The organism is Chitinivibrionales bacterium (assembly GCA_035516255.1).
Taxonomy (GTDB): Bacteria; Fibrobacterota; Chitinivibrionia; order Chitinivibrionales; family FEN-1185; genus FEN-1185.
Genome location: DATJAL010000051.1, coordinates 23,407 through 41,230 on the forward strand (window position 1 = coordinate 23,407; position 17,824 = coordinate 41,230).

21 protein-coding genes are annotated in these 17,824 nt (G+C 54.9%); 17 read left to right on the plus strand and 4 right to left on the minus strand.

What is annotated here, in order from left to right; all coding sequences use genetic code 11:
* Positions 1 to 533 precede the first annotated feature (533 nt).
* The 3 genes from VLX68_14685 (at position 534) to VLX68_14695 (ending at position 2,120) form a co-directional block, all read left to right on the plus strand.
* A complete protein-coding gene (locus VLX68_14685) occupies positions 534 to 914 on the plus strand; it encodes a response regulator (GenBank protein HUI93489.1) in 381 nt (126 codons plus the stop codon).
* A gap of 130 nt (positions 915 to 1,044) precedes the next feature.
* Positions 1,045 to 1,614, plus strand: coding sequence for a hypothetical protein (locus tag VLX68_14690; GenBank protein ID HUI93490.1), 570 nt, complete (start codon positions 1,045 to 1,047; stop codon positions 1,612 to 1,614).
* A 200-nt stretch (positions 1,615 to 1,814) separates the two neighbouring features.
* On the plus strand, positions 1,815 to 2,120 hold the full coding sequence (locus tag VLX68_14695; GenBank protein ID HUI93491.1) for a DUF1540 domain-containing protein: 306 nt from the start codon (positions 1,815 to 1,817) through the stop codon (positions 2,118 to 2,120).
* A gap of 35 nt (positions 2,121 to 2,155) precedes the next feature.
* Here VLX68_14695 and VLX68_14700 read toward each other — a convergent pair whose 3' ends face one another.
* The 3 genes from VLX68_14700 to VLX68_14710 form a co-directional block, all read right to left on the minus strand.
* Complete coding sequence (locus VLX68_14700) at positions 2,156 to 2,575, minus strand: phage protein GemA/Gp16 family protein (GenBank protein HUI93492.1); 420 nt, start codon at positions 2,573 to 2,575, stop codon at positions 2,156 to 2,158.
* Between the two features lie 35 nt (positions 2,576 to 2,610).
* Positions 2,611 to 3,093: a BCAM0308 family protein gene (locus VLX68_14705; GenBank protein ID HUI93493.1), complete on the minus strand. Its 483-nt coding sequence runs from the start codon at positions 3,091 to 3,093 to the stop codon at positions 2,611 to 2,613.
* 173 nt (positions 3,094 to 3,266) lie between these two features.
* Positions 3,267 to 3,437, minus strand: a complete 171-nt coding sequence (locus tag VLX68_14710) for a DUF2934 domain-containing protein (protein ID HUI93494.1) — start codon at positions 3,435 to 3,437, stop codon at positions 3,267 to 3,269.
* Between the two features lie 252 nt (positions 3,438 to 3,689).
* On the opposite strand from VLX68_14710, the gene VLX68_14715 reads away from it, so the two are divergent.
* The 7 genes from VLX68_14715 to VLX68_14745 are packed head-to-tail and all read left to right on the plus strand — an operon-like array spanning position 3,690 to position 8,725.
* Positions 3,690 to 4,436 carry a transporter gene (locus VLX68_14715; protein HUI93495.1) on the plus strand — a complete coding sequence of 249 codons (747 nt, stop codon included), beginning with the start codon at positions 3,690 to 3,692 and terminating at the stop codon, positions 4,434 to 4,436.
* Between the two features lie 55 nt (positions 4,437 to 4,491).
* Positions 4,492 to 4,887, plus strand: a complete 396-nt coding sequence (locus tag VLX68_14720; GenBank protein HUI93496.1) for a DUF488 family protein — start codon at positions 4,492 to 4,494, stop codon at positions 4,885 to 4,887.
* A gap of 37 nt (positions 4,888 to 4,924) precedes the next feature.
* A complete protein-coding gene (locus VLX68_14725) occupies positions 4,925 to 5,551 on the plus strand; it encodes a hypothetical protein (GenBank protein ID HUI93497.1) in 627 nt (208 codons plus the stop codon).
* A gap of 19 nt (positions 5,552 to 5,570) precedes the next feature.
* A complete protein-coding gene (locus VLX68_14730) occupies positions 5,571 to 6,650 on the plus strand; it encodes a cytochrome c peroxidase (protein ID HUI93498.1) in 1,080 nt (359 codons plus the stop codon).
* A 40-nt stretch (positions 6,651 to 6,690) separates the two neighbouring features.
* Entirely contained in the window at positions 6,691 to 7,242 is a 552-nt protein-coding gene (locus VLX68_14735; protein ID HUI93499.1) for a hypothetical protein, read from the plus strand.
* Positions 7,243 to 7,291: 49 nt separating this feature from the next.
* The gene (gene trxB, locus VLX68_14740) at positions 7,292 to 8,239 is read left to right on the plus strand and encodes a thioredoxin-disulfide reductase (GenBank protein HUI93500.1); all 948 of its coding nucleotides are present in this window, start codon (positions 7,292 to 7,294) and stop codon (positions 8,237 to 8,239) included.
* Between the two features lie 15 nt (positions 8,240 to 8,254).
* A complete protein-coding gene (locus VLX68_14745; GenBank protein ID HUI93501.1) occupies positions 8,255 to 8,725 on the plus strand; it encodes a hypothetical protein in 471 nt (156 codons plus the stop codon).
* Between the two features lie 68 nt (positions 8,726 to 8,793).
* Here VLX68_14745 and trxA read toward each other — a convergent pair whose 3' ends face one another.
* On the minus strand, positions 8,794 to 9,150 hold the full coding sequence (trxA, locus tag VLX68_14750) for a thioredoxin (protein ID HUI93502.1): 357 nt from the start codon (positions 9,148 to 9,150) through the stop codon (positions 8,794 to 8,796).
* Positions 9,151 to 9,306: 156 nt separating this feature from the next.
* On the opposite strand from trxA, the gene VLX68_14755 reads away from it, so the two are divergent.
* The 7 genes from VLX68_14755 (at position 9,307) to VLX68_14785 (ending at position 17,819) form a co-directional block, all read left to right on the plus strand.
* The gene (locus VLX68_14755) at positions 9,307 to 9,498 is read left to right on the plus strand and encodes a ferredoxin (GenBank protein ID HUI93503.1); all 192 of its coding nucleotides are present in this window, start codon (positions 9,307 to 9,309) and stop codon (positions 9,496 to 9,498) included.
* Between the two features lie 29 nt (positions 9,499 to 9,527).
* Positions 9,528 to 10,259: a hypothetical protein gene (locus tag VLX68_14760; protein ID HUI93504.1), complete on the plus strand. Its 732-nt coding sequence runs from the start codon at positions 9,528 to 9,530 to the stop codon at positions 10,257 to 10,259.
* A 14-nt stretch (positions 10,260 to 10,273) separates the two neighbouring features.
* The gene (locus VLX68_14765; GenBank protein ID HUI93505.1) at positions 10,274 to 11,554 is read left to right on the plus strand and encodes a Ni/Fe hydrogenase subunit alpha; all 1,281 of its coding nucleotides are present in this window, start codon (positions 10,274 to 10,276) and stop codon (positions 11,552 to 11,554) included.
* A 424-nt stretch (positions 11,555 to 11,978) separates the two neighbouring features.
* Positions 11,979 to 13,376 carry a class II fumarate hydratase gene (gene fumC / locus VLX68_14770; protein HUI93506.1) on the plus strand — a complete coding sequence of 466 codons (1,398 nt, stop codon included), beginning with the start codon at positions 11,979 to 11,981 and terminating at the stop codon, positions 13,374 to 13,376.
* Positions 13,377 to 13,392: 16 nt separating this feature from the next.
* Positions 13,393 to 15,309, plus strand: coding sequence for an aconitate hydratase (locus VLX68_14775; protein ID HUI93507.1), 1,917 nt, complete (start codon positions 13,393 to 13,395; stop codon positions 15,307 to 15,309).
* Complete coding sequence (gene sdhA, locus VLX68_14780) at positions 15,306 to 17,078, plus strand: succinate dehydrogenase flavoprotein subunit (protein ID HUI93508.1); 1,773 nt, start codon at positions 15,306 to 15,308, stop codon at positions 17,076 to 17,078. The genes VLX68_14775 and sdhA overlap by 4 nt, the downstream gene beginning before the upstream one ends.
* A gap of 12 nt (positions 17,079 to 17,090) precedes the next feature.
* On the plus strand, positions 17,091 to 17,819 hold the full coding sequence (locus VLX68_14785) for a succinate dehydrogenase iron-sulfur subunit (GenBank protein HUI93509.1): 729 nt from the start codon (positions 17,091 to 17,093) through the stop codon (positions 17,817 to 17,819).
* The last annotated feature ends 5 nt before the right edge of the window (positions 17,820 to 17,824 follow it).

The window sequence follows — 17,824 nt, forward strand, 5'->3', positions numbered from 1 at the left end:
GGACCCGGCAATCCACTTTGGCACGATTAATTTGTTCCTTGAGCGACTGCGGCATGCTTCCGCAATAATTGATAAATACGCGGGTATTGGAAGGGCATGTTGATCTCAAAACACATTCCAGGCATTGCATTTTTCCATTGCATACCATAGGCCCTCCTTGAAAAAGACCCTTTTTGTGCTTTTACCAAAAATCAGAACCATGGGGATGAAAAAATGGCAATTAATATGCCAGAAAATATTCCGAAAACCTGGATTTTTAAAACAAAAAGAATATCGAAATCTCATTTTTTAGAATGACTGATAATCAATAGTAAGAATATACCGTTATGAAAAACCTTAAGATTTGTAATTTGATGTTTTTTTATGATAGGTTTTCCTAATTATTAATGGCAGGAATATTGCAAATAAATTTAGTGAGATGGGGAAAAGCGGTTAAACGGCATTATAAAATTTCTTTTATTTTGAGGCGGGTGGCTTTTAATTTTTTTTATTTTCCAGATATGGGATTGAAAAGGGGCTCGGAAAAGAACAGCATGGACCAGAAAAAAAACAAACTGTTGATTGTCGACGATGAAGAGGCGATTCTTTTTGCATTTTCCAAAACGCTTGCGGGACCTGAAGTTGAGATCCACACAGCGCAAACGCTGCATGATGCGCTAAAGCTCCTTCAGGAAAACGACTATCAGGCAGTCATTGCCGATCTCAAATTGAGCGGCATCTCAAACTACGATGGCTATGAAGTGATCAAATCCGCCAAAAGAAATCAGAAAGAGTGCAAAATTTTCGTGATGACCGCCTTTGGCGATGAAAAAACCAAGCAAGCGGTCTTTGCGCTGGGAACAGATTATTATTTGGAAAAACCCATTTCTCCCCAGAAGGTAAAAGAGATTCTTGCGAGTTTCGGGATGTATTGACACCATCTTTTATAACAGATAAACTCCACTTTTAAACTTTCGGATGCTCGCCAAATATTGGCATTATTATTGCAGTTTTCCTTTTAAGAATTGGGGGCAATTTAAACGTTATAAAAATTGGAGGAATAAAATGAAACAGATCAATACGATTAAAAATCCTTTCATAAAATTTTCGGATAAAAACCCCGTCAATCATTCTCAAATAACCCGGATATTAACCTCGGCAATAAAGCGTGCAACAGAGGCTGTCACGTTTTTTGAACAGAAAGAATGCGCAACCGAGACGCTCGTTCAAAAGGCATTTTATAATTATTTGAGCGTTAAAAAAGACGCACAACGGGTTATTATAGAAAAAATCGTCCATTGCCTCGGCATTGAACTGGCGCCTCGGGTTTATCTCATGGGCGAGGAAAAAATTTCACTGCCGCCCTGCGAAGGAATTGATGAAGGTTTGGAGCATATTTTTAAAAACGTCCATGAAACAGCGGCCGATGAATTGGAGTTTTATCTTTCCTATGCGGCGGTTGAAAAAGATGAGAGGATAAATGCAATTCTTCTCATGCTGGCCGACCTGTCGAGAGAATTTTTATTTGACGTAAAAATCTGGTATCTTAATCATAAGAAACATTTTATCCCGCCAAAGGCGGAAAAACAGGAAATCATTGCACCCGATTATACGGTGGTAACGGCGTTAAATTGAAGGCCGGATATCGGTGCTGCCTCACAAACGAAGCATCTCCTCAATTTTTCATTTTTAAAATTTGTTCCTAAATATTACCGCACGTGCCATTTTTTTTTGAAAAAGACAAAATTATCGTGGGCATAAGAATTACGGCGAGACATGAGTGAGTGAATTTTTTTTTTTGGGAACGGACGGCAAGCGAGAAAGGAGTCAGACCTATGAAAGAAAAAGAAGAAATGATGGCCGCGATTCAAGAATGCGATGCGATGGAATGTTCGTTCAATCAGAATAAAAAATGCCATGCATTCGCCATCAATGTCGGCGGCCCGAATGAAATTTGCGCAAGCTGTGACACGTTTTTTAAAACGAACGTTAAAGGCGGTTTGCAAAATGTCTCGGGCGGGGTAGGGGCATGCAAGGTGCAGTCATGCGTTTATAATAAATTATTGCAATGCACTGCGGGCTCGGTACGGTTCTCTCTCCATGAGAGTCATGCCGATTGCGCGACCTACCAACCCCTTTAATTTTTAAGGTGGAGAGCTATCCCTTCGGCGGTTCATTACGGCGCAGGGCGATGTTCCGTCATTATGCGCAGGGATTTTATCACTTTTCCAATTTGTTTTTTAGGAATCCTGTCAAAGCGCCGGACGTGAAACCTGTGCCGCAAAAAAGCGTGAAGGGTGTTCGAGGCGCCTTCTTCATCGTTTGCCCGGGTGATCCGTTTCCATAAGACAGCAATCAGGCGAAGCTGTTTCGCGGATGCATAGAGGCGCTTTTGCAAAGACGGAGAATGATCGATGGAATGTTCCAGGGCGGCGATGAGGGAAGAGGCTTGATCGAAAGTAAGGTCCTTGCTCGACCACACCGGCGTCCCGTCGGGCATAATAAACGAAGAAAGCATCGTGCGGTAATTATCCTCATCAAGATTGAGGACGGATTTTAACGCGTGAATTTTTTTTATTTGCGCGCGTGTCGCCATTTTTCCATCCCATTTCCGCTCGGAAAAATCCTACCTTAATTTCGCGCCCAAATAACGCGAATGCTCTTTTCGCCCTTGCCATAGGAATACGACAGGTCGCCCTTGAAGGAATGCCGCAAGGCATCTCCTATTCTGCGGGCAAGATGGATCCCGCTCGTGGAGATGTCGGCGTAGTCCGGCTCGGAATGCATCGCGATGATCTGCTCGAGCGGATGCGTCCCTCTTTCTTTGCGTTCAATGCGCCTGATCCTGTTCAGTATCTCTGCCTGATGGGCCTGAAAAAAAGGCCCGCTGATTTTGATGTCCCCGGCCGGCCGGTTGCCGTCCTTTCTGCTGCAGGCCGGACATTTTGCAAGGTACAAGTCGCCGCTGGGAAACATTTTACGTCCGGTCCAGCGTCCATTCCTGAAAACGTCCCCGCACTCCGGGCACACCGCCGGTTCCGGATATTTTTCTCTTGCTTCGTACTCATCCTGCCGTTCAGGAAATACCCTTCTTGTCCCCATGGTTTTATTCATAATTTCTCCCTTCCCTCCGTTTATTGTTTTACGGATACTATGGACGGCATATTTTGCCACATGAAATCTTATTTCCGCCTTGCCAATGGTCGCCTCAGCGATAGCGGCTGAAACGGGAATCGCCAAAAATTGAAAAAGGCCCTTACCTGCGGGCCTTTTTAAAATCGACCTTGTTACAGAAATGTTTTTTTTCTGCCTAATGGTTTTTTGTTTTTCTCCAGGCTTTTTATTTCCCTTTCAGCTCGTATCCAATCATCGATATCCCACCCGTGAGTCCTGCCCCGTTCTTCAAAAATCTGGTAGGCGCGCTGCTCGATTTTCTTACGGTCGATACTGTCAGCCATAAAAACTCCTTTCTTAAAAGTGAAAGTAAAAGAAAAAAATTCCTAAATATGCAAAAGGGAAATAAAAATCCCCATTTTCGATTTTAAATGACCGCAAACAATGTGCCTGAAGTAAAGTTTGATTAAGTTCAAAAAAAGTATTGGAAGAAACATTGGGGAAATATTAGCGGCACCGTTGAACAAGAACACTTTTGGAACATCTATTGCTCATTGTAACTGCTGATGAATAAAAAAACCGCGAGATTTTGAGAAATGAAACCGTGCAAAATAGTTTTTTATGGAGCCATTCTTGCTGCGGTGTTCGCCGCTTCGCAGAAGAGTTTCGCAGGACCGCCGTTCGTTACCGACGACCCTGAACCTGTGGATTTCCTTCACTGGGAAGTCTATGTCGGTTCGCAGATAGAAGAAAATGCTTATGGAATCCAGGGGACGCTCCCGCACGTAGAGGTAAATTTCGGCGCGTTTCCCGGCGGGCAATTGCATATCATAGCCCCCTACCTCATCGTGAATCCCAGCGGAGGGGGGTTGCGCAATGGGATCGGCGATATAGAACTGGGCGTGAAATACCGATTTATCAAAGAATATCCGTGGTTTCCGCAGGTGGGAACGTTCCCGCACCTGCTTGTTCCTACCGGAGACACGGCGCGGGGCACCGGAACCGGCCGCTACCAGATTTTTGTTCCGCTGTGGCTGCAGAAAAGTTTCGGCGCCTTTACCACATACGGCGGCGGGGGAATGTGGTTCAGTCCAAGCTACTCCCAATTTAATTATTGGTCTCTCGGATGGGAAGCCCAATACGATATTACCAAAATGTTCACGCTCGGGGCGGAACTCTTCCACAATACCAAGGCGGTGAACGCCAACCAGGCGGAAACCGGGTTAAACGGGGGCGGCATCGTCAATGTCAATGCCGCGCACCATATTCTGATTTCCGCGGGTACCGATATCGATGGCCCGAACCGTCTCATGGTTTATGCCGCTTATCAATTGACAATATGAAATATCCTGGCAAGCATCCTTGGAGTGCGCGGACGACCGTGAAAAGGCCGAAAGTATGATCAAGGTAAAACGGGTGTATGATCCCGTCGAGGCAAGCGACGGGGCGAGGTTTCTCGTGGACCGTTTATGGCCGCGCGGTAAAAAGAAAGAAGGTCTTGCCATAAAGGCATGGGTTCCGGAAATCGCACCGAGCACCGCGCTGCGAACCTGGTTTCACCATGACCCCGGCCGGTGGCCCGAATTCAAACGGCGTTATTTTGCCGAACTTGATAAACAGGAACATGAGTTAAAAATCCTTAGCGGTGAAAATAATAAAGGAACGCTCACGCTGCTCCACGCGTCAAGCGATAGGGCGTTTAACAATGCAACCGCCCTTAAGGCGTATCTTGAAATGAAAGCCGGAAAAAGAAATAAAAAACGAGGTGCTTCCGAAGATTTTATGCCGATTTAATCCCAGGGTGATTCATCTTTTTTAAGGAGGATCCGCTATGAAAAGAACATTTGCAATCGTCTTGCTCCTCGGGCTGTGTGCCGGCTGGACCTTTGCGGTCCAGGAGGCAAAGCAGGCGTCGGCACCTTCGTCATTACAAAGCCCTGTGATGATAGAAGGCCGCATCGTGTCCGTCGATATCGCAGGAAAATCCCTCGTTCTCAAGGCAAACATTGAGCGGGAAGACACCTTTAAGGTCGACAGCGCGGTCATTATAAAGGCGGGTAAAATAAATGCGACCATGAAGGATCTTGCTCCCAAGATCCCCGTGCATGTGCATTATTCGATCAAGGAAGGTAAAAAAATCGCCATGCGCATCGCGACCCAACCCATGTGGCGGGAGGCGCCCCCGGCGGTGATAAAAGGCTACGACGTGATAATGGCCGAGGGTGTGATACGGTCCATCCGGGACCAGGGCAGAACCATGATCATTTCTGCGGCCCTTGAACAGCAGGACACCTTCTCCCTCGACAGCAATGCCGTAATCAAGGCCGGCAACCGGTTGTCAACGCTTGACGAAATCAAGGAATATGCAAAGGCCCAAATCCATTACACCATTGAGGGCGGCAGGAGAATAGCGCATAAAATAATCGGCACCATAAAAAAAATTGGCGGCGGGAACTAGGCAAGAGGATTAAAAAGTCATGAGCGCCCGCCGTTTAAATTTTTATTTTGTTTTCCCGATATTCTTTGGCGGTGTCTCCCTCGCCGCACCTACGGCGGCCGGCGCCGGGGAAAATGATTCCGGTCTTATGGAGATCGCGCTCAGGACTTTCGGTGTCCTGCCTGCGGTGATGGCGTCGCCGAAAAACGATGTCACCCCGGAAAAAACATTTCTCGGAAGGATTCTTTTTTTTGAGACCCGCATTTCAAAGGATGGGACCGCAAGCTGCTCGCGCTGCCATCTTTTCGGCCTGTACGGCACCGACGGCCTGCCGCTTGCAATCGGCAATTCCTGTAAAGTAAACCCGAGGAACGCACCGACCGTTTTCAATGCCGCCGCCCAGATTTCGGCGCATTGGGTCGGCAACAGGACCGACGTTGAAGACCAGGCGAAGCAGGCGCTCGTGGGGCCGGTGTCGCTCGGCATGCCGTCGTACGACTCGGCCATGAAAGTCCTCAAGTCGATTCCCGGATATCCGCCGCTGTTCAGGGCCGCTTTTCCCAAAAGCGCCGATCCGGTAACGCCGGAAAATTTTGCGCTTGCGATCGGGGCGTTTGAAAGGACACTCGTCACGCCGGGTCCGCTTGACACATTTGAAAACGGAGACGCGTCGGCGCTTTCGGCGGCCCAGAAAACGGGGATGAACGTTTTTATCGTCGCGGGATGCTCAAACTGCCATAACGGTCCGTATCTGGGAGGACAAGAGTATAAAAAATTCGGAATCAAAGAGCCCTACTGGATCTCTACGAAAAGCGCGACAAAGGATCTCGGCCGCTTCATCGTAACGGGCGATGAAAGCGACAAATATGTTTTTAAGGTGCCGGTGCTGCGAAACATTGCCATGACCGCGCCCTATTTCCATGACGGGTCGGTTGCCTCGCTCGACACAGCGGTGAGGATAATGGCCAGGGTCCAGCTCGACAAAGAGCTGTCGGAAATGCAAGTTTCCGACGTCATGGCATTTTTCAATGCGCTTACAGGGACGATCCCCGATTCCTGTTTAAGGGTTCCGGTGCTGCCGCCGTCTCAACCCCAGGTGACGAAAAGGCCGTCCAAATAATATGGCCACCTTAGTAATAAAAGGAACAGGCGGATGCCTTATGCCTTCTGACGAAAAGAAAGAGCCAAAAGACAGTCCGCCGGCGGGTGAGAAGCATGCCCCGGTCGTCGAAGCGGTGATCTTTTCACAGGACGAGCCGCGAAGAAATGACTTTATCCAGTTTTTCCTGTTCCGCTGCCGGGAAATGAGGTGGTGCTACGAGAACATCGCCCGGCTCATCCGCGGCTCGGCTCAGAAAAAACTGCTCAAAAATATGGCGGAGCGCAAAAGGAACCACGAACGGAGCCTTATCGCGGCAATGGGAAACGCCGATGAGATAATGGACAAAACGGAACGACAGGTTTTGAGCCCATTTGTCCAGTATATGCTTGACATCAATCTGAGAAACCTCACGACGATCAACGAGGTATTTATTTTTATTTCAAACAAGGAAAAAAAGGAGCTTGAGTTATTTTCAAAGCTGGCAGACCTTGAGGAGAACGACGTCATAAAAGGGCTTTTCCTCGAGCAGTCGCAGGCATGCAGGGGACATCTTTCAGGGCTTGATGAGGATTTTTCGCATGTAACATTGGGAGGGGCCCTGGAATTCTGAAAAGGACGGCCGTGAATACAGTTAACACCCATTATAGGAGAGAACGGATATGGAAAACCTGGTGATTGTCGGATCCGGTCCTGCGGGACTCACCGCCGCGCTGTACGCCGCGCGGGCGGGCATCGGGCCGCTGGTCATCGAAGGCGCGCAGAGCGGCGGCATCGCCGGCGGCCAGCTCATGAACGCGGGCGTGATCGAAAACTTTCCCGCGCTTCCGAAGGGCCTTGACGGACCGGAGCTCGTGCGGCTCATGCGCGAGCAGGTGCGGGAATACCGTCTGCAAACCATCGCGAGCGACGTGGTCTCTGCGAATCTGATGGCGCGGCCGTTCACCCTGACCTGCGCCAACGGTAAAAACGTCGAGGCGAAGGCCGTCATCGTCGCGACCGGCGCAGCGGCCCGGCGGCTGCCCATGGAATCGGAAAAAAAATTCTGGGGCAGGGGCGTCTCAGCTTGCGCCGTATGCGACGGCGCCCTGCCGCTTTTCAGGGACAAGCCTTTGGCCGTCATAGGCGGGGGAGACAGCGCGGCCGAAAGTGCACTCCACCTCACGCAGTTCGGAATAAAAATCGCCGTCATTCACCGGCGGGACAGATTAAAAGCCTCAAAAGTCATGCAGCAGCGCGTGCTCGAAAATAAAAAAATCGACGTCTTCTGGAACAAAACCGTCGTGGAGTTCCTCGGCGACGAAGTGCTCACCGGCTTGCGGCTCAAGGACGAGAAAACCGGAGAAACGTCCGACATCGCGGCGAGCGGCGCCTTTGAAGCGATCGGCGAAGTGCCGAACAACAAATTCCTCGGCTCTCAAATCAGGCTCGAGGATTCGGGCCATATCCGGACGCAGTCCAACTCCACCATGACCTCGGTTGACGGCGTTTTCGCGGCCGGCGACATTGCGGATAGGAAATACCGGCAGGCCATCACCGCGTCCGGCAGCGGGTGCATGGCCGCGCTCGATGCCGAGCGCTGGCTCATCGAAAAGGGTTTGCTTGATTGATGGTAAGGCGGTAAGATGGATGACAGGCTTGTTGCCATTTTTGACGCAACCATTCGTATGGAGCGGAAATGCGCGGAATTCTATCGCTTATTGGATAGATTATTTCCCGTAGACGGACCGTTCTGGCTTAAACTGATGAATGAAGAAGAGCATCATGCGATCTTATTCCAGGCAGGCATGGAGCGCTTTTTTGATGAAGATCTTTTTCCCCTGGAGGCCATGGACCCTGATCTCACGAGCATCCAAAAATTAAATTCAGAAGTTGAAAGCGCGATTCGACAATATACTCACCAGTTGTCCGATTATCAATTAGTCCGTCATCGCGCCTTGCAGCTTGAATCCTCGTCCGGGGAATTTTACTTTGAGTTGGCCTTGGCTTCGAAAGAGGACTCACCGGCTTTGTGGCTCTTCCGGGATCTCTGCGATGATGAACACGATCACCGACAACGCATTCTTGATTTCTTCAACGAGACAAGGCACTCCTAGTTACCATTTCGATTAATTGATTTATACAAGGCATGCGGCGGCAGTGAAGGCCCCAGCGGTATGTTTTCCTAGGAGCCGAACAGGGGTTGGCTTGCGGCTTGAGAAGGCTGCTCCGGCCAGTGTTCATCGATCTGGCGTTTGACCTCTTCCAACGGTTGCGCCCCGATGATCCGTAAAACGGGCTTTCCTTTCCAAAACATCATGACCGTCGGGATGCTACCGATCTGATACCGGGTGGCGATGAGCGGCTTGTCGTCAACGTTCACTTTTATCGCCAGAAGCCGGCCCGAATATTCCTTCGCGATTTGCTCGATGGTCGGGCTCATGATCCGGCACGGCGCGCACCACACCGCCCAGAAATCAACCAGCACGGGTTTTTCATAGGTGAAAATCAATTCTTCAAAAGAGCTCGGCAGGTCGGGCACGCAAAATCCTTTTTTGATTGTTTCCCGATAAACTTCAAAATTCATGCCAAGAATGAAATAGGTTTCCGTCGATAAAATAGGTTATCTCTCTGGCATAAAATTAGCTCGTTCTCATTGATCCGGAGGCGATTGTTCAATGAAATAGGAGGAAGGAAAATGAAAGCCGCCGTTGACAAGAGTTTATGCGTTGGCTGCGAATTGTGCGCCCAGATATGCCCTTCTATTTTTTCGATGGGCGAAGACGGGTTTGCGGAGGCGGTTTCGACCCCCGTGCCAGCGAACCAAGAGGCATTATGCCGGGAAGCGGCGGAAAGCTGCCCGGTGGACGCAATTACAATAGCGGGATAACCGGATTCATTCAATCGGGCTTCGCGATTATGAAAAAGCAACGTGTTGCGGTGTTCGATTTCGCCTGCTGCGAGGGCTGCCAGCTCCAATTGCTGAACATGGACGAAAAGCTGCTTGATCTCCTCGCAGTTGTTGACATTGTGGAATGGCGGGAGGGAATGTCCGAGCACGGTGCAGCGTATGATATCGCACTCATCGAGGGGTCGATCACCAGGCCGGAAGACGAGGAGCGCATCAGGCGCATCCGGGAGCAGGCCCCGGTGCTCATCGAGCTCGGCGCCTGCGCCTCCATCGGCGGCGTCAACAAGATCAAGAATGCGTCGGACCTGGATGAGGTGAAATCGTGCGTTTATGGAAGCAGCGCGGGCCTGCCGCAGTTCGCAACTTACCAAACGAAGGCGATACACGAAGTGGTGCAGGTGGAATACACGATCCATGGATGTCCCATTGACTTGGTGGAATTCACCAAGGTCATGACCAGCATCGTCATCGGAACGAAGCCCGACATCCCCTCCTATCCCGTGTGCGTGGAATGCAAGATGCGGGGAAATCCCTGCCGCTACGATTACAACGAACTTTGCCTCGGCGTGATCACCCGCGCGGGGTGCAACGCGCCGTGCCCCTCGGCCGGTTTCTGGTGCTTCGGCTGCCGCGGCCTGGTCGACGATCCCAACGTGAACGCGGCGCGCGGAATGATGAAAGAATACAACATCACCCTTGAAAGCCTTGTTGACAAAATCGCATTGTTCAACACGCGCTGATGCCTCCGTCACTCATGAAAAAAAGAACCGAAATAACCGTCAAGCATGTCACCCGTGTCGAAGGGCACGGCGGCATTCACATCGTCGTCGCGGACGGGAGCGTGGAAAAGGTCGAATGGCAGGTGCCGGAGGCGCCGCGGTTTTTCGAGGCCATGGTGCGCGGCCGCAACTTTCAGGACATCCAGACCGTGGTAAGCCGGATTTGCGGCATTTGCTCGGTCACGCATTCCTTTGCCGCACTCAAGGCGATCGAGGCGGCATTCGGCGTTACCATTTCCCGTCAGACCGAGCTTTTGCGCATACTCACCCTTTACGGCGAGCACCTCGAAAGCCATGCGTTGCATATCGGCTTCCTCGCGGCGCCCGATTTCTTTGGCGCGGCCTCCATCTTCCCGCTTGCCCAATCTCAACCCGCCTTTGTAAAGTCTGTGATGGGGATTCACCGGCTCGGCAATGATATGATGGAGCGCCTCGGCGGCCGAATGACCCATCCGGTGTCGTTCCGAGTGGGAGGCATGTGCATGCTTCCCTCGGTGGAAACCATGCGTGCACTCATGAAAAAAATTGAGGATCAGGTCAAACCGCTCGAGTCACTCGTCGAGGAGGCGCGCGGTTTTCTGGACAGAATTCCCGATTTTCAACGCGAAACGGAATACGTCGCCGTCAGGCGCCCCGGCCTTTACAGCATATACGATGGAGAGGTCGCAAGCAGTGATGCAGCGGATGGAATTCTACCGGCCGGTTTTGAGGCCGCAGTCCGCGAGTATATTCCCCCTATGTCAACAGCTAAGTGGGCGCGCTTGCACCGGGAATCCTATGCCACGGGTGCCCTTGCCCGTTTCAACCTCAACGGCGCCTTGCTGCTGCCCCGGGCGAAAAAGGCCGCTTCGGCGCTCGGGCTTGACCGGCGGCGCCACAATCCGTTCATGAACACCATTGCGCAAATCGTCGAGTGCGTGCACATCGTGGAGCACGCGGCAGTGCTGCTCGACGAGATGCTGGAACGGGGCATGGAGCGGGAACATTACCCGGTTGTAAGTCCGCAGGCCGCCGTGGGGGCGGCATGCGTGGAGGCGCCGCGGGGGACCCTGTTCCACAAATATGCATTCGATGAACGAGGCAACTGTGTGGCCGCCAACCTGATCATACCCACCAACCAGAACCACGCAAATATCCAGAAGGATCTTGAGGCGCTGGTGGCGGAGCACGCAAACGATCCGGAAGAGCGCGTCAAACAATGGGCCGAGATGCTGGTGCGCGCGTACGATCCGTGCATTTCCTGCTCGACGCATTGAACCGCATGTTTTTCAACATGGAAAAGATGCCGGGAAGGGATTTTTCCGCGGGGCTGGCGAATTTGAAGGATGTTGCGGAAAAGTAATTTGTTTACAAGTGCAAGATAATAAAGCTATGGGCGCTTCCCTCCCCTTCGTCAAGTTCGGGCGGGCTGCTGAGGTCTCATCCTATTAATCAAAGTTCATTATTTCCAGGTTGATCCTACAAAGCAGGGGAGCGTCCATTTTTTTCCGGTATTCTCAATTCCGAGAACGGTTTTTGCAGATTTAAGAACGGGACCTTCTCTCACTATTGCGTGATTTAAAATAAACGCCTCCTTCACATCCGGATTTCGGCATTGTTCATGAATCTGGACTGAATTTTCCCCTGATCGGCAGGAATTTTGCGTTCATTTAATCAATATAGAATGAGGAAAACGATTCCATGAATTATCGGATCGAAAAAGACACGATGGGCGAGGTGCAGGTGCCGCAAGACTGCTACTGGGGCGCCCAGACCGAGCGGTCGCGGACCCTGTTCGATATCGGCGCGGAAAAGATGCCGCATGAAATTATCGGGGCCTTGGGCATCGTGAAAAAAGCGAGTGCGATAATCAACAGCGACCTCGATATGCTTTCCCCAGCAAAGGCGCAGGCCATCATCCGCGCCGCGGACGAAATAATTTCGGGCAAATTGAACGGGCAGTTTCCGCTCGGCATATGGCAGGCCGGCAGCGGAACGCAGACCAACATGAACGTCAACGAGGTGATCGCCAACAGGGCCATCGAGCTTCTGGGCGGCGTGAAGGGCAGCAAAAACCCGGTGCACCCCAACGACGACGTGAACATGTCGCAATCGACCAACGATTCGTTCCCGAGCGCCATGCACATCGCCGCGGTTGCGGCGATCAGAAAAAAACTGCTTCCCGCCATGAGCGGCCTGCATTCGACGCTCGAGGCAAAAAGCCGTGAATATTCCCCCATTGTCAAGATCGGGCGCACGCACCTGATGGACGCCGTTCCACTCACGCTCGGCCAGGAATTTTCCGGGTATGCCACGCAGGTGCGCTACGGCATCGAGCGGATCGAGCAGTGCCTGCCGCGGCTGTACCGGATTGCCCAGGGCGGAACCGCGGTGGGGACCGGGCTCAACTGTCCTGCCGGGTTCGCGGAGCGGGTAGCGCAAAAAATCGCCGAGCTGACCGGCGAACCGTTTGTCTCGGCCGAAAACAAATTCGAGGCAATCGCGGCGCACGACGCGATCGTGGAGACCAGCGGCGCGCTCGCCACCGTGGCGGCCTCGCTCATGAAAATCGCCAACGACATACGGTGGCTCGCCTCGGGACCGCGGTGCGGCATCGGAGAGCTCATTCTTCCGGCCAACGAGCCCGGCAGCTCGATCATGCCCGGAAAGGTAAACCCCACGCAGGCCGACGCGCTCGCCATGATCTCGGTTCAGGTCATGGGCAACAACGCGGCGATCATTTTCGCCGGCGCATCGGGCAATTTCGAGCTCAATGTTTTCAAACCCGTGTTGATCCACAACCTGCTCCAGTCGATGCGGCTGCTTGCCGATGGGTGCAGGAGTTTCAACGAGCACTGCGCCGCGGGCATCAGGCCGGACGCGGCCGCAATCACCCGGCATGTCGCCAGCTCGCTCATGCTGGTGACCGCGCTCACCCCGCACATCGGCTACGACAAGGCGGCGAAGATCGCGCAGAAGGCCCATGAGGACAAGTCGAGCCTCAAGCAGGCGGCGGTGGCGCTCGGGTTCGTCACCGAAAAAGAATTCGAAACCTATGTGCGGCCGCTGGACATGATCGGCCCCTCCGTCAGTACTTGACAAAATAAGAGGCACAATGAAAAACACATTGACCGAACGGCTGCTGCGCGCGCACCTTATCGAAGGGGAAATGGGCCCGGGCCGCGAGATCGGCCTGCGCATCGACCAGACGCTCACCCAGGACGCGACCGGCACCATGGTGTATCTCGAATTCGAGTCCATGGGATTGCCGCGCGTCAAGGTCGAGCTGGCCGTGAGCTACGTGGACCACAACGTGATCCAGACCGATTCCCGCAACGCCGACGACCACCGTTTTCTGCAGTCGTGCGCGGCAAAGTTCGGCGCGATCTTTTCCGGGCCGGGCAACGGCGTGTCGCACCACGTGCACCGCCAGCGCTTCGGCGCACCCGGCAAAACGCTCCTAGGCTCCGACAGCCACACCACCACGGGCGGCTGCCTCGCCATGCTTGCCATGGGCGCGGGCGGCATCGAGGTGGCGCAGGCCATGGCCGGAAAACCCTACTATATTATGACGCCCGCGGTGTGGGGAGTTTACCTTACGGGAATGCTGAGGCCGTATGTTTCGGGCAAAGACGTCATCCTCGAATTGCTGCGGCGCCATACCAGCAAAGGCGGGCTGGGAAGGATCATCGAGTTTTTCGGGCCGGGCGTCGCCACCCTCGACATGAGCGCGCGCGCCACCATCGCCAACATGTCGGTCGACATGGGATGCACGGCCGCGGTCTTTCCGTCGGACGCAGTAACGCGCCAGTACCTGGCGCGCAACAGCCGCGAAAGCGATTGGCAGGAATTGTCGGCCGGCGGCGGCCCCGAATGGGACGAGCACACGGAGATTGATCTTGACACAATAGAACCGTTGGTCGCGTGCCCGTCGAACCCGGACAACGTGAAGCGGGCCGCCGACCTTCGCGGCGTGGAGGTGCAGCAGGTGATATTGGGTTCGTCGTGCAACGGCAGTTACCGCGATTTCATGATCGCCGCAAAAATCGTGGAAGGCAAACTGAAACACCCCAACGTCGATTTCGAGATCAACACCGGCAGCCGCCAGACGCTCGTCAACGTGATGAGGGCGGGCGGGACGCGCGCATTCATCGAAGCGGGCGGCCGGGTCCACGAGCCGGCCTGCCTCGGCTGCATCGGCATGGGACAGGCGCCCGCCACCGGCACGGTCTCGCTCAGGACGTTTCCCCGCAATTTCAAGGGCCGCAGCGGCACCAAGGACGATGCAGTCTACCTGTGTTCGCCTGAGACGGCCGCGGCATCGGCCTTGACAGGCAGGATAACCGACCCGCGCACGCTCGGACCGTATCCGGAAATCACGCTCCCGGAAAAATATTTTTTCAAGCCGGAATGGTTCATCATGCCGCCGGCCGACGCAAGCGGTGTCGAGATCGTGCGCGGCCCCAACATTAAACCGCTGCCGCGTTTCGGCGCAATGCCCGAATCGCTTTCGGCCGCGGTGCTCATCAAGGTGGGCGACAACATAAGCACCGACGCCATCATGCCCGCGGGCAACCGCGTGTTGCCCTTCCGCAGCAACATTCCGGCAATAAGCGATTTCGTTTTTGAAGGACTCGACCCGTCCTTCAGCCGGCGCGCCAAGGAGGCGGGCAGCGGGGTCGTGGTGGGCGGGGAAAATTACGGCCAGGGCTCCTCGCGCGAGCACGCGGCCCTTGCGCCGCGGTATCTCGGCGTGGTGGCCAAGATCGCCAAGAGTTTCGCGCGCATCCACAAGCAGAACCTCGTCAACTTCGGCATCGTGCCGCTCGTGTTCAAAGACCCCAGGGACTACGATTTCGTCGAGGAGGGCGACCGGATCGTCTTTGCCGGCATCAGGCGCGCCATCGAGGCAGGCGCGACCGAGATTGCCGCGGAGATCGACGAGCGGGTCATCGTGGCCGTGCTTGACGTATCGGACCGGCAGCGCAGCGTTTTGCTTGCCGGCGGCGTGCTCAACGCGGAGGCGGCATGACGCATCCCGCGCTCGCCAAAAACGGCATCGCCGCCGTCCGCGATTTCGACGCCGTGGTCGTGGGCGCGGGCGGCGCGGGCCTGTACGCCGCGTTGGAATGCAGCGCCGCGAACAGGAAAACCGCGGTGTTTTCCAAGGTGCATCCGGTGCGCAGCCACACGGGCACGGCGCAGGGCGGCATTGCCGCCGCGCTCGGCAACGTTGAAGCTGACAAACCGGAATGGCACGCGTTCGACACGATCAAGGGCGGCGACTATCTCGTTGACCAGAACGCCGCGTTTGTTCTTGCCGAGGAGGCGGTGCGCGCGGTGTACGATCTCGAAAACAGGGGCCTTCCTTTCAACCGCACGGCCGACGGCCGCATCGACCAGCGCCGCTTCGGCGGGCATACCCGCGATTTCGGCGAGGCGCCGGTGTGCCGCGCCTGCTATTCCGCGGACCGCACCGGTCACATGATACTGCAGACGCTGTACCAGCAGTGCGTGAAAAACGAGGTGGTTTTTTTCAACGAGTTCCAGCTCGTTGACGTGCTGCTTGACAACAAGGCATGCGGCGGCATTGTGGCGCTCGAGCTTGCCACCGGCCTGCTGTACGTGGTCAGGGCGAAAGCGGTGCTGGTCGCCACGGGCGGCTTCGGCCGCATGTTCGCGACCACCTCAAACGCCCTTGCCAGCACGGGCGACGGCCCGGCCGTGCTTGCCCGGCGCGGCGTTCCCCTCGAAGACATGGAGTTTTTCCAGTTCCATCCCACGGGCATCCGGGGCATGGGCATCCTCATCACCGAGGCGGTGCGCGGCGAGGGCGGGGTGATTCGCAACGGTAAAGGAGAGCGGTTCATGGAACGGTACGCGCCCACGCTCCTCGATCTTGCGCCGCGCGACATGATCGCCCGCGCCATGGTCACCGAGATCCGCGCGGGCAGGGGCGTTCTGGGCACCGGCGGCGCCGACGATTTTCTCAACCTTGACGCAACGCGAATCGGCAGGGACGCGGTGGAGGCCAAGCTGCCCGACATCGCCGATTTCTGCCGCACCTATCTCGGCATTGATCCGGCAACCGCGCCGATCCCGGTCCAGCCCACCGCGCATTACGCCATGGGCGGGATTTCCACCGACCTGAACGGCCGCGTGCTCGACGGCGCAACGGATGCGTACGAAGGGTTGTATGCAGCCGGCGAGTGCGCGTGCGTTTCGGTGCACGGCGCAAACCGCCTGGGCACCAACAGTCTTGTCGACCTCGTCGTGTTCGGGCGCCGCGCCGGAAGACACATGGCGGAGTATGTCAAGCATTGCGATTTGACGCCCCTTCACGGCGACGCCGCAACGACGGCACGCTTGGAGCTGTCAAAATTATTTGAAGGCACGGGAAAAGATAACGCGGCAGACATCCGCGAACGCATGCGGAGCATCATGATGGACAAGGTCGGCATCTTTCGCACGGGTAAACTCATGGAGGAGGCCGTGACGGAGCTAGCCGCGCTCCGTGAAAGCATCGCTTCCATTCGCGTTTCCGACCGGAGCTCCCGGTTCAACACGGAATTGCTCGAGGCGCTGGAGCTTTCGAACCTGCTCGACCTCTCGCTGGTCACCGCGGTGTGCGCATCGCATCGCGCCGAGAGCAGGGGAGGCCATGCGCGGGAGGATTATCCGCAGCGCGATGACGAGCGGTTTCTCAACCACACGCTGGCGTGGCTCAGTGGCACAAAGGTCAGACTCGGCTCCAAGGGTGTCGACACGTCGCGGTTCGCGCCAAAGGCGCGCACTTATTGAAACGGACTTTTCATGAACATTGTCCTGCGAATCAAACGGTTTGATCCCGAAACCGGCGCGCCGCCCCAGTACCGGGAGTACCCGGTGGACGCCGATCCGTCCGACCGAGTCCTTGAAGCGATCCTGTATGTCAAGCACCGCCTTGACGGGACGCTCGCGGTGCGCAAAAGCTGTTGCCACGGCATCTGCGGCTCGGACGCCATGCTCATCAACGGGGTAGAGCGCCTCGCCTGCAAAACAATCATCAGGGACGTTGCCGTGGAGGGCGGCGTCGTGGTGCTCGAGCCGCTGCGTTCCATGCCCCTTCAGCGCGATCTCATGGTGGACCTTGACGCATTCTTTGCAAAATACCGTTCTGTCAAGCCCTTTTTCGTCCCTGCCGCGCTGCCGCGTTCCCACGAGGTGCTCCAGTCGCCGGAGGAGCGGGCGCGCTTCGACGATCCCACCAAATGCATCCTGTGCGGCGCGTGCTATTCGTCGTGCCCCGTGGTGGCGCAGGTAAACCCGGCGTTTGTCGGCCCGGCGGCCGTGGTGCAGGCGGCGCGCTTCATATTTGACAGCCGCGACATCGGCGCGGGCGAGCGGCTCAACGTCCTTGACGCACCCGACGGCGCCTGGGCATGCGAGAACCGCTTCAACTGCACCAGGGTCTGCCCCCGCGGCATCAAGGTGACAAAGACCATTAATGAAACAAAACGGGCGATAACCGCGCAAAAGGAGGGCGGCCATCAAACTGCATGAATTTC

Bases quoted from the DNA above. Each gene is read 5' to 3' on its own strand.
- VLX68_14685 (HUI93489.1), top strand. From the start codon at position 534: ATGGACCAGAAAAAAAACAAACTGTTGATTGTCGACGATGAAGAGGCG.
- VLX68_14690 (HUI93490.1), top strand. From the start codon at position 1,045: ATGAAACAGATCAATACGATTAAAAATCCTTTCATAAAATTTTCGGAT.
- VLX68_14695 (HUI93491.1), top strand. From the start codon at position 1,815: ATGAAAGAAAAAGAAGAAATGATGGCCGCGATTCAAGAATGCGATGCG.
- VLX68_14700 (HUI93492.1), bottom strand. From the start codon at position 2,575: ATGGCGACACGCGCGCAAATAAAAAAAATTCACGCGTTAAAATCCGTC.
- VLX68_14705 (HUI93493.1), bottom strand. From the start codon at position 3,093: ATGAATAAAACCATGGGGACAAGAAGGGTATTTCCTGAACGGCAGGAT.
- VLX68_14710 (HUI93494.1), bottom strand. From the start codon at position 3,437: ATGGCTGACAGTATCGACCGTAAGAAAATCGAGCAGCGCGCCTACCAG.
- VLX68_14715 (HUI93495.1), top strand. From the start codon at position 3,690: ATGAAACCGTGCAAAATAGTTTTTTATGGAGCCATTCTTGCTGCGGTG.
- VLX68_14720 (HUI93496.1), top strand. From the start codon at position 4,492: ATGATCAAGGTAAAACGGGTGTATGATCCCGTCGAGGCAAGCGACGGG.
- VLX68_14725 (HUI93497.1), top strand. From the start codon at position 4,925: ATGAAAAGAACATTTGCAATCGTCTTGCTCCTCGGGCTGTGTGCCGGC.
- VLX68_14730 (HUI93498.1), top strand. From the start codon at position 5,571: ATGAGCGCCCGCCGTTTAAATTTTTATTTTGTTTTCCCGATATTCTTT.
- VLX68_14735 (HUI93499.1), top strand. From the start codon at position 6,691: ATGCCTTCTGACGAAAAGAAAGAGCCAAAAGACAGTCCGCCGGCGGGT.
- trxB (HUI93500.1), top strand. From the start codon at position 7,292: ATGGAAAACCTGGTGATTGTCGGATCCGGTCCTGCGGGACTCACCGCC.
- VLX68_14745 (HUI93501.1), top strand. From the start codon at position 8,255: ATGGATGACAGGCTTGTTGCCATTTTTGACGCAACCATTCGTATGGAG.
- VLX68_14755 (HUI93503.1), top strand. From the start codon at position 9,307: ATGAAAGCCGCCGTTGACAAGAGTTTATGCGTTGGCTGCGAATTGTGC.
- VLX68_14760 (HUI93504.1), top strand. From the start codon at position 9,528: ATGAAAAAGCAACGTGTTGCGGTGTTCGATTTCGCCTGCTGCGAGGGC.
- VLX68_14765 (HUI93505.1), top strand. From the start codon at position 10,274: ATGAAAAAAAGAACCGAAATAACCGTCAAGCATGTCACCCGTGTCGAA.
- fumC (HUI93506.1), top strand. From the start codon at position 11,979: ATGAATTATCGGATCGAAAAAGACACGATGGGCGAGGTGCAGGTGCCG.
- VLX68_14775 (HUI93507.1), top strand. From the start codon at position 13,393: ATGAAAAACACATTGACCGAACGGCTGCTGCGCGCGCACCTTATCGAA.
- sdhA (HUI93508.1), top strand. From the start codon at position 15,306: ATGACGCATCCCGCGCTCGCCAAAAACGGCATCGCCGCCGTCCGCGAT.
- VLX68_14785 (HUI93509.1), top strand. From the start codon at position 17,091: ATGAACATTGTCCTGCGAATCAAACGGTTTGATCCCGAAACCGGCGCG.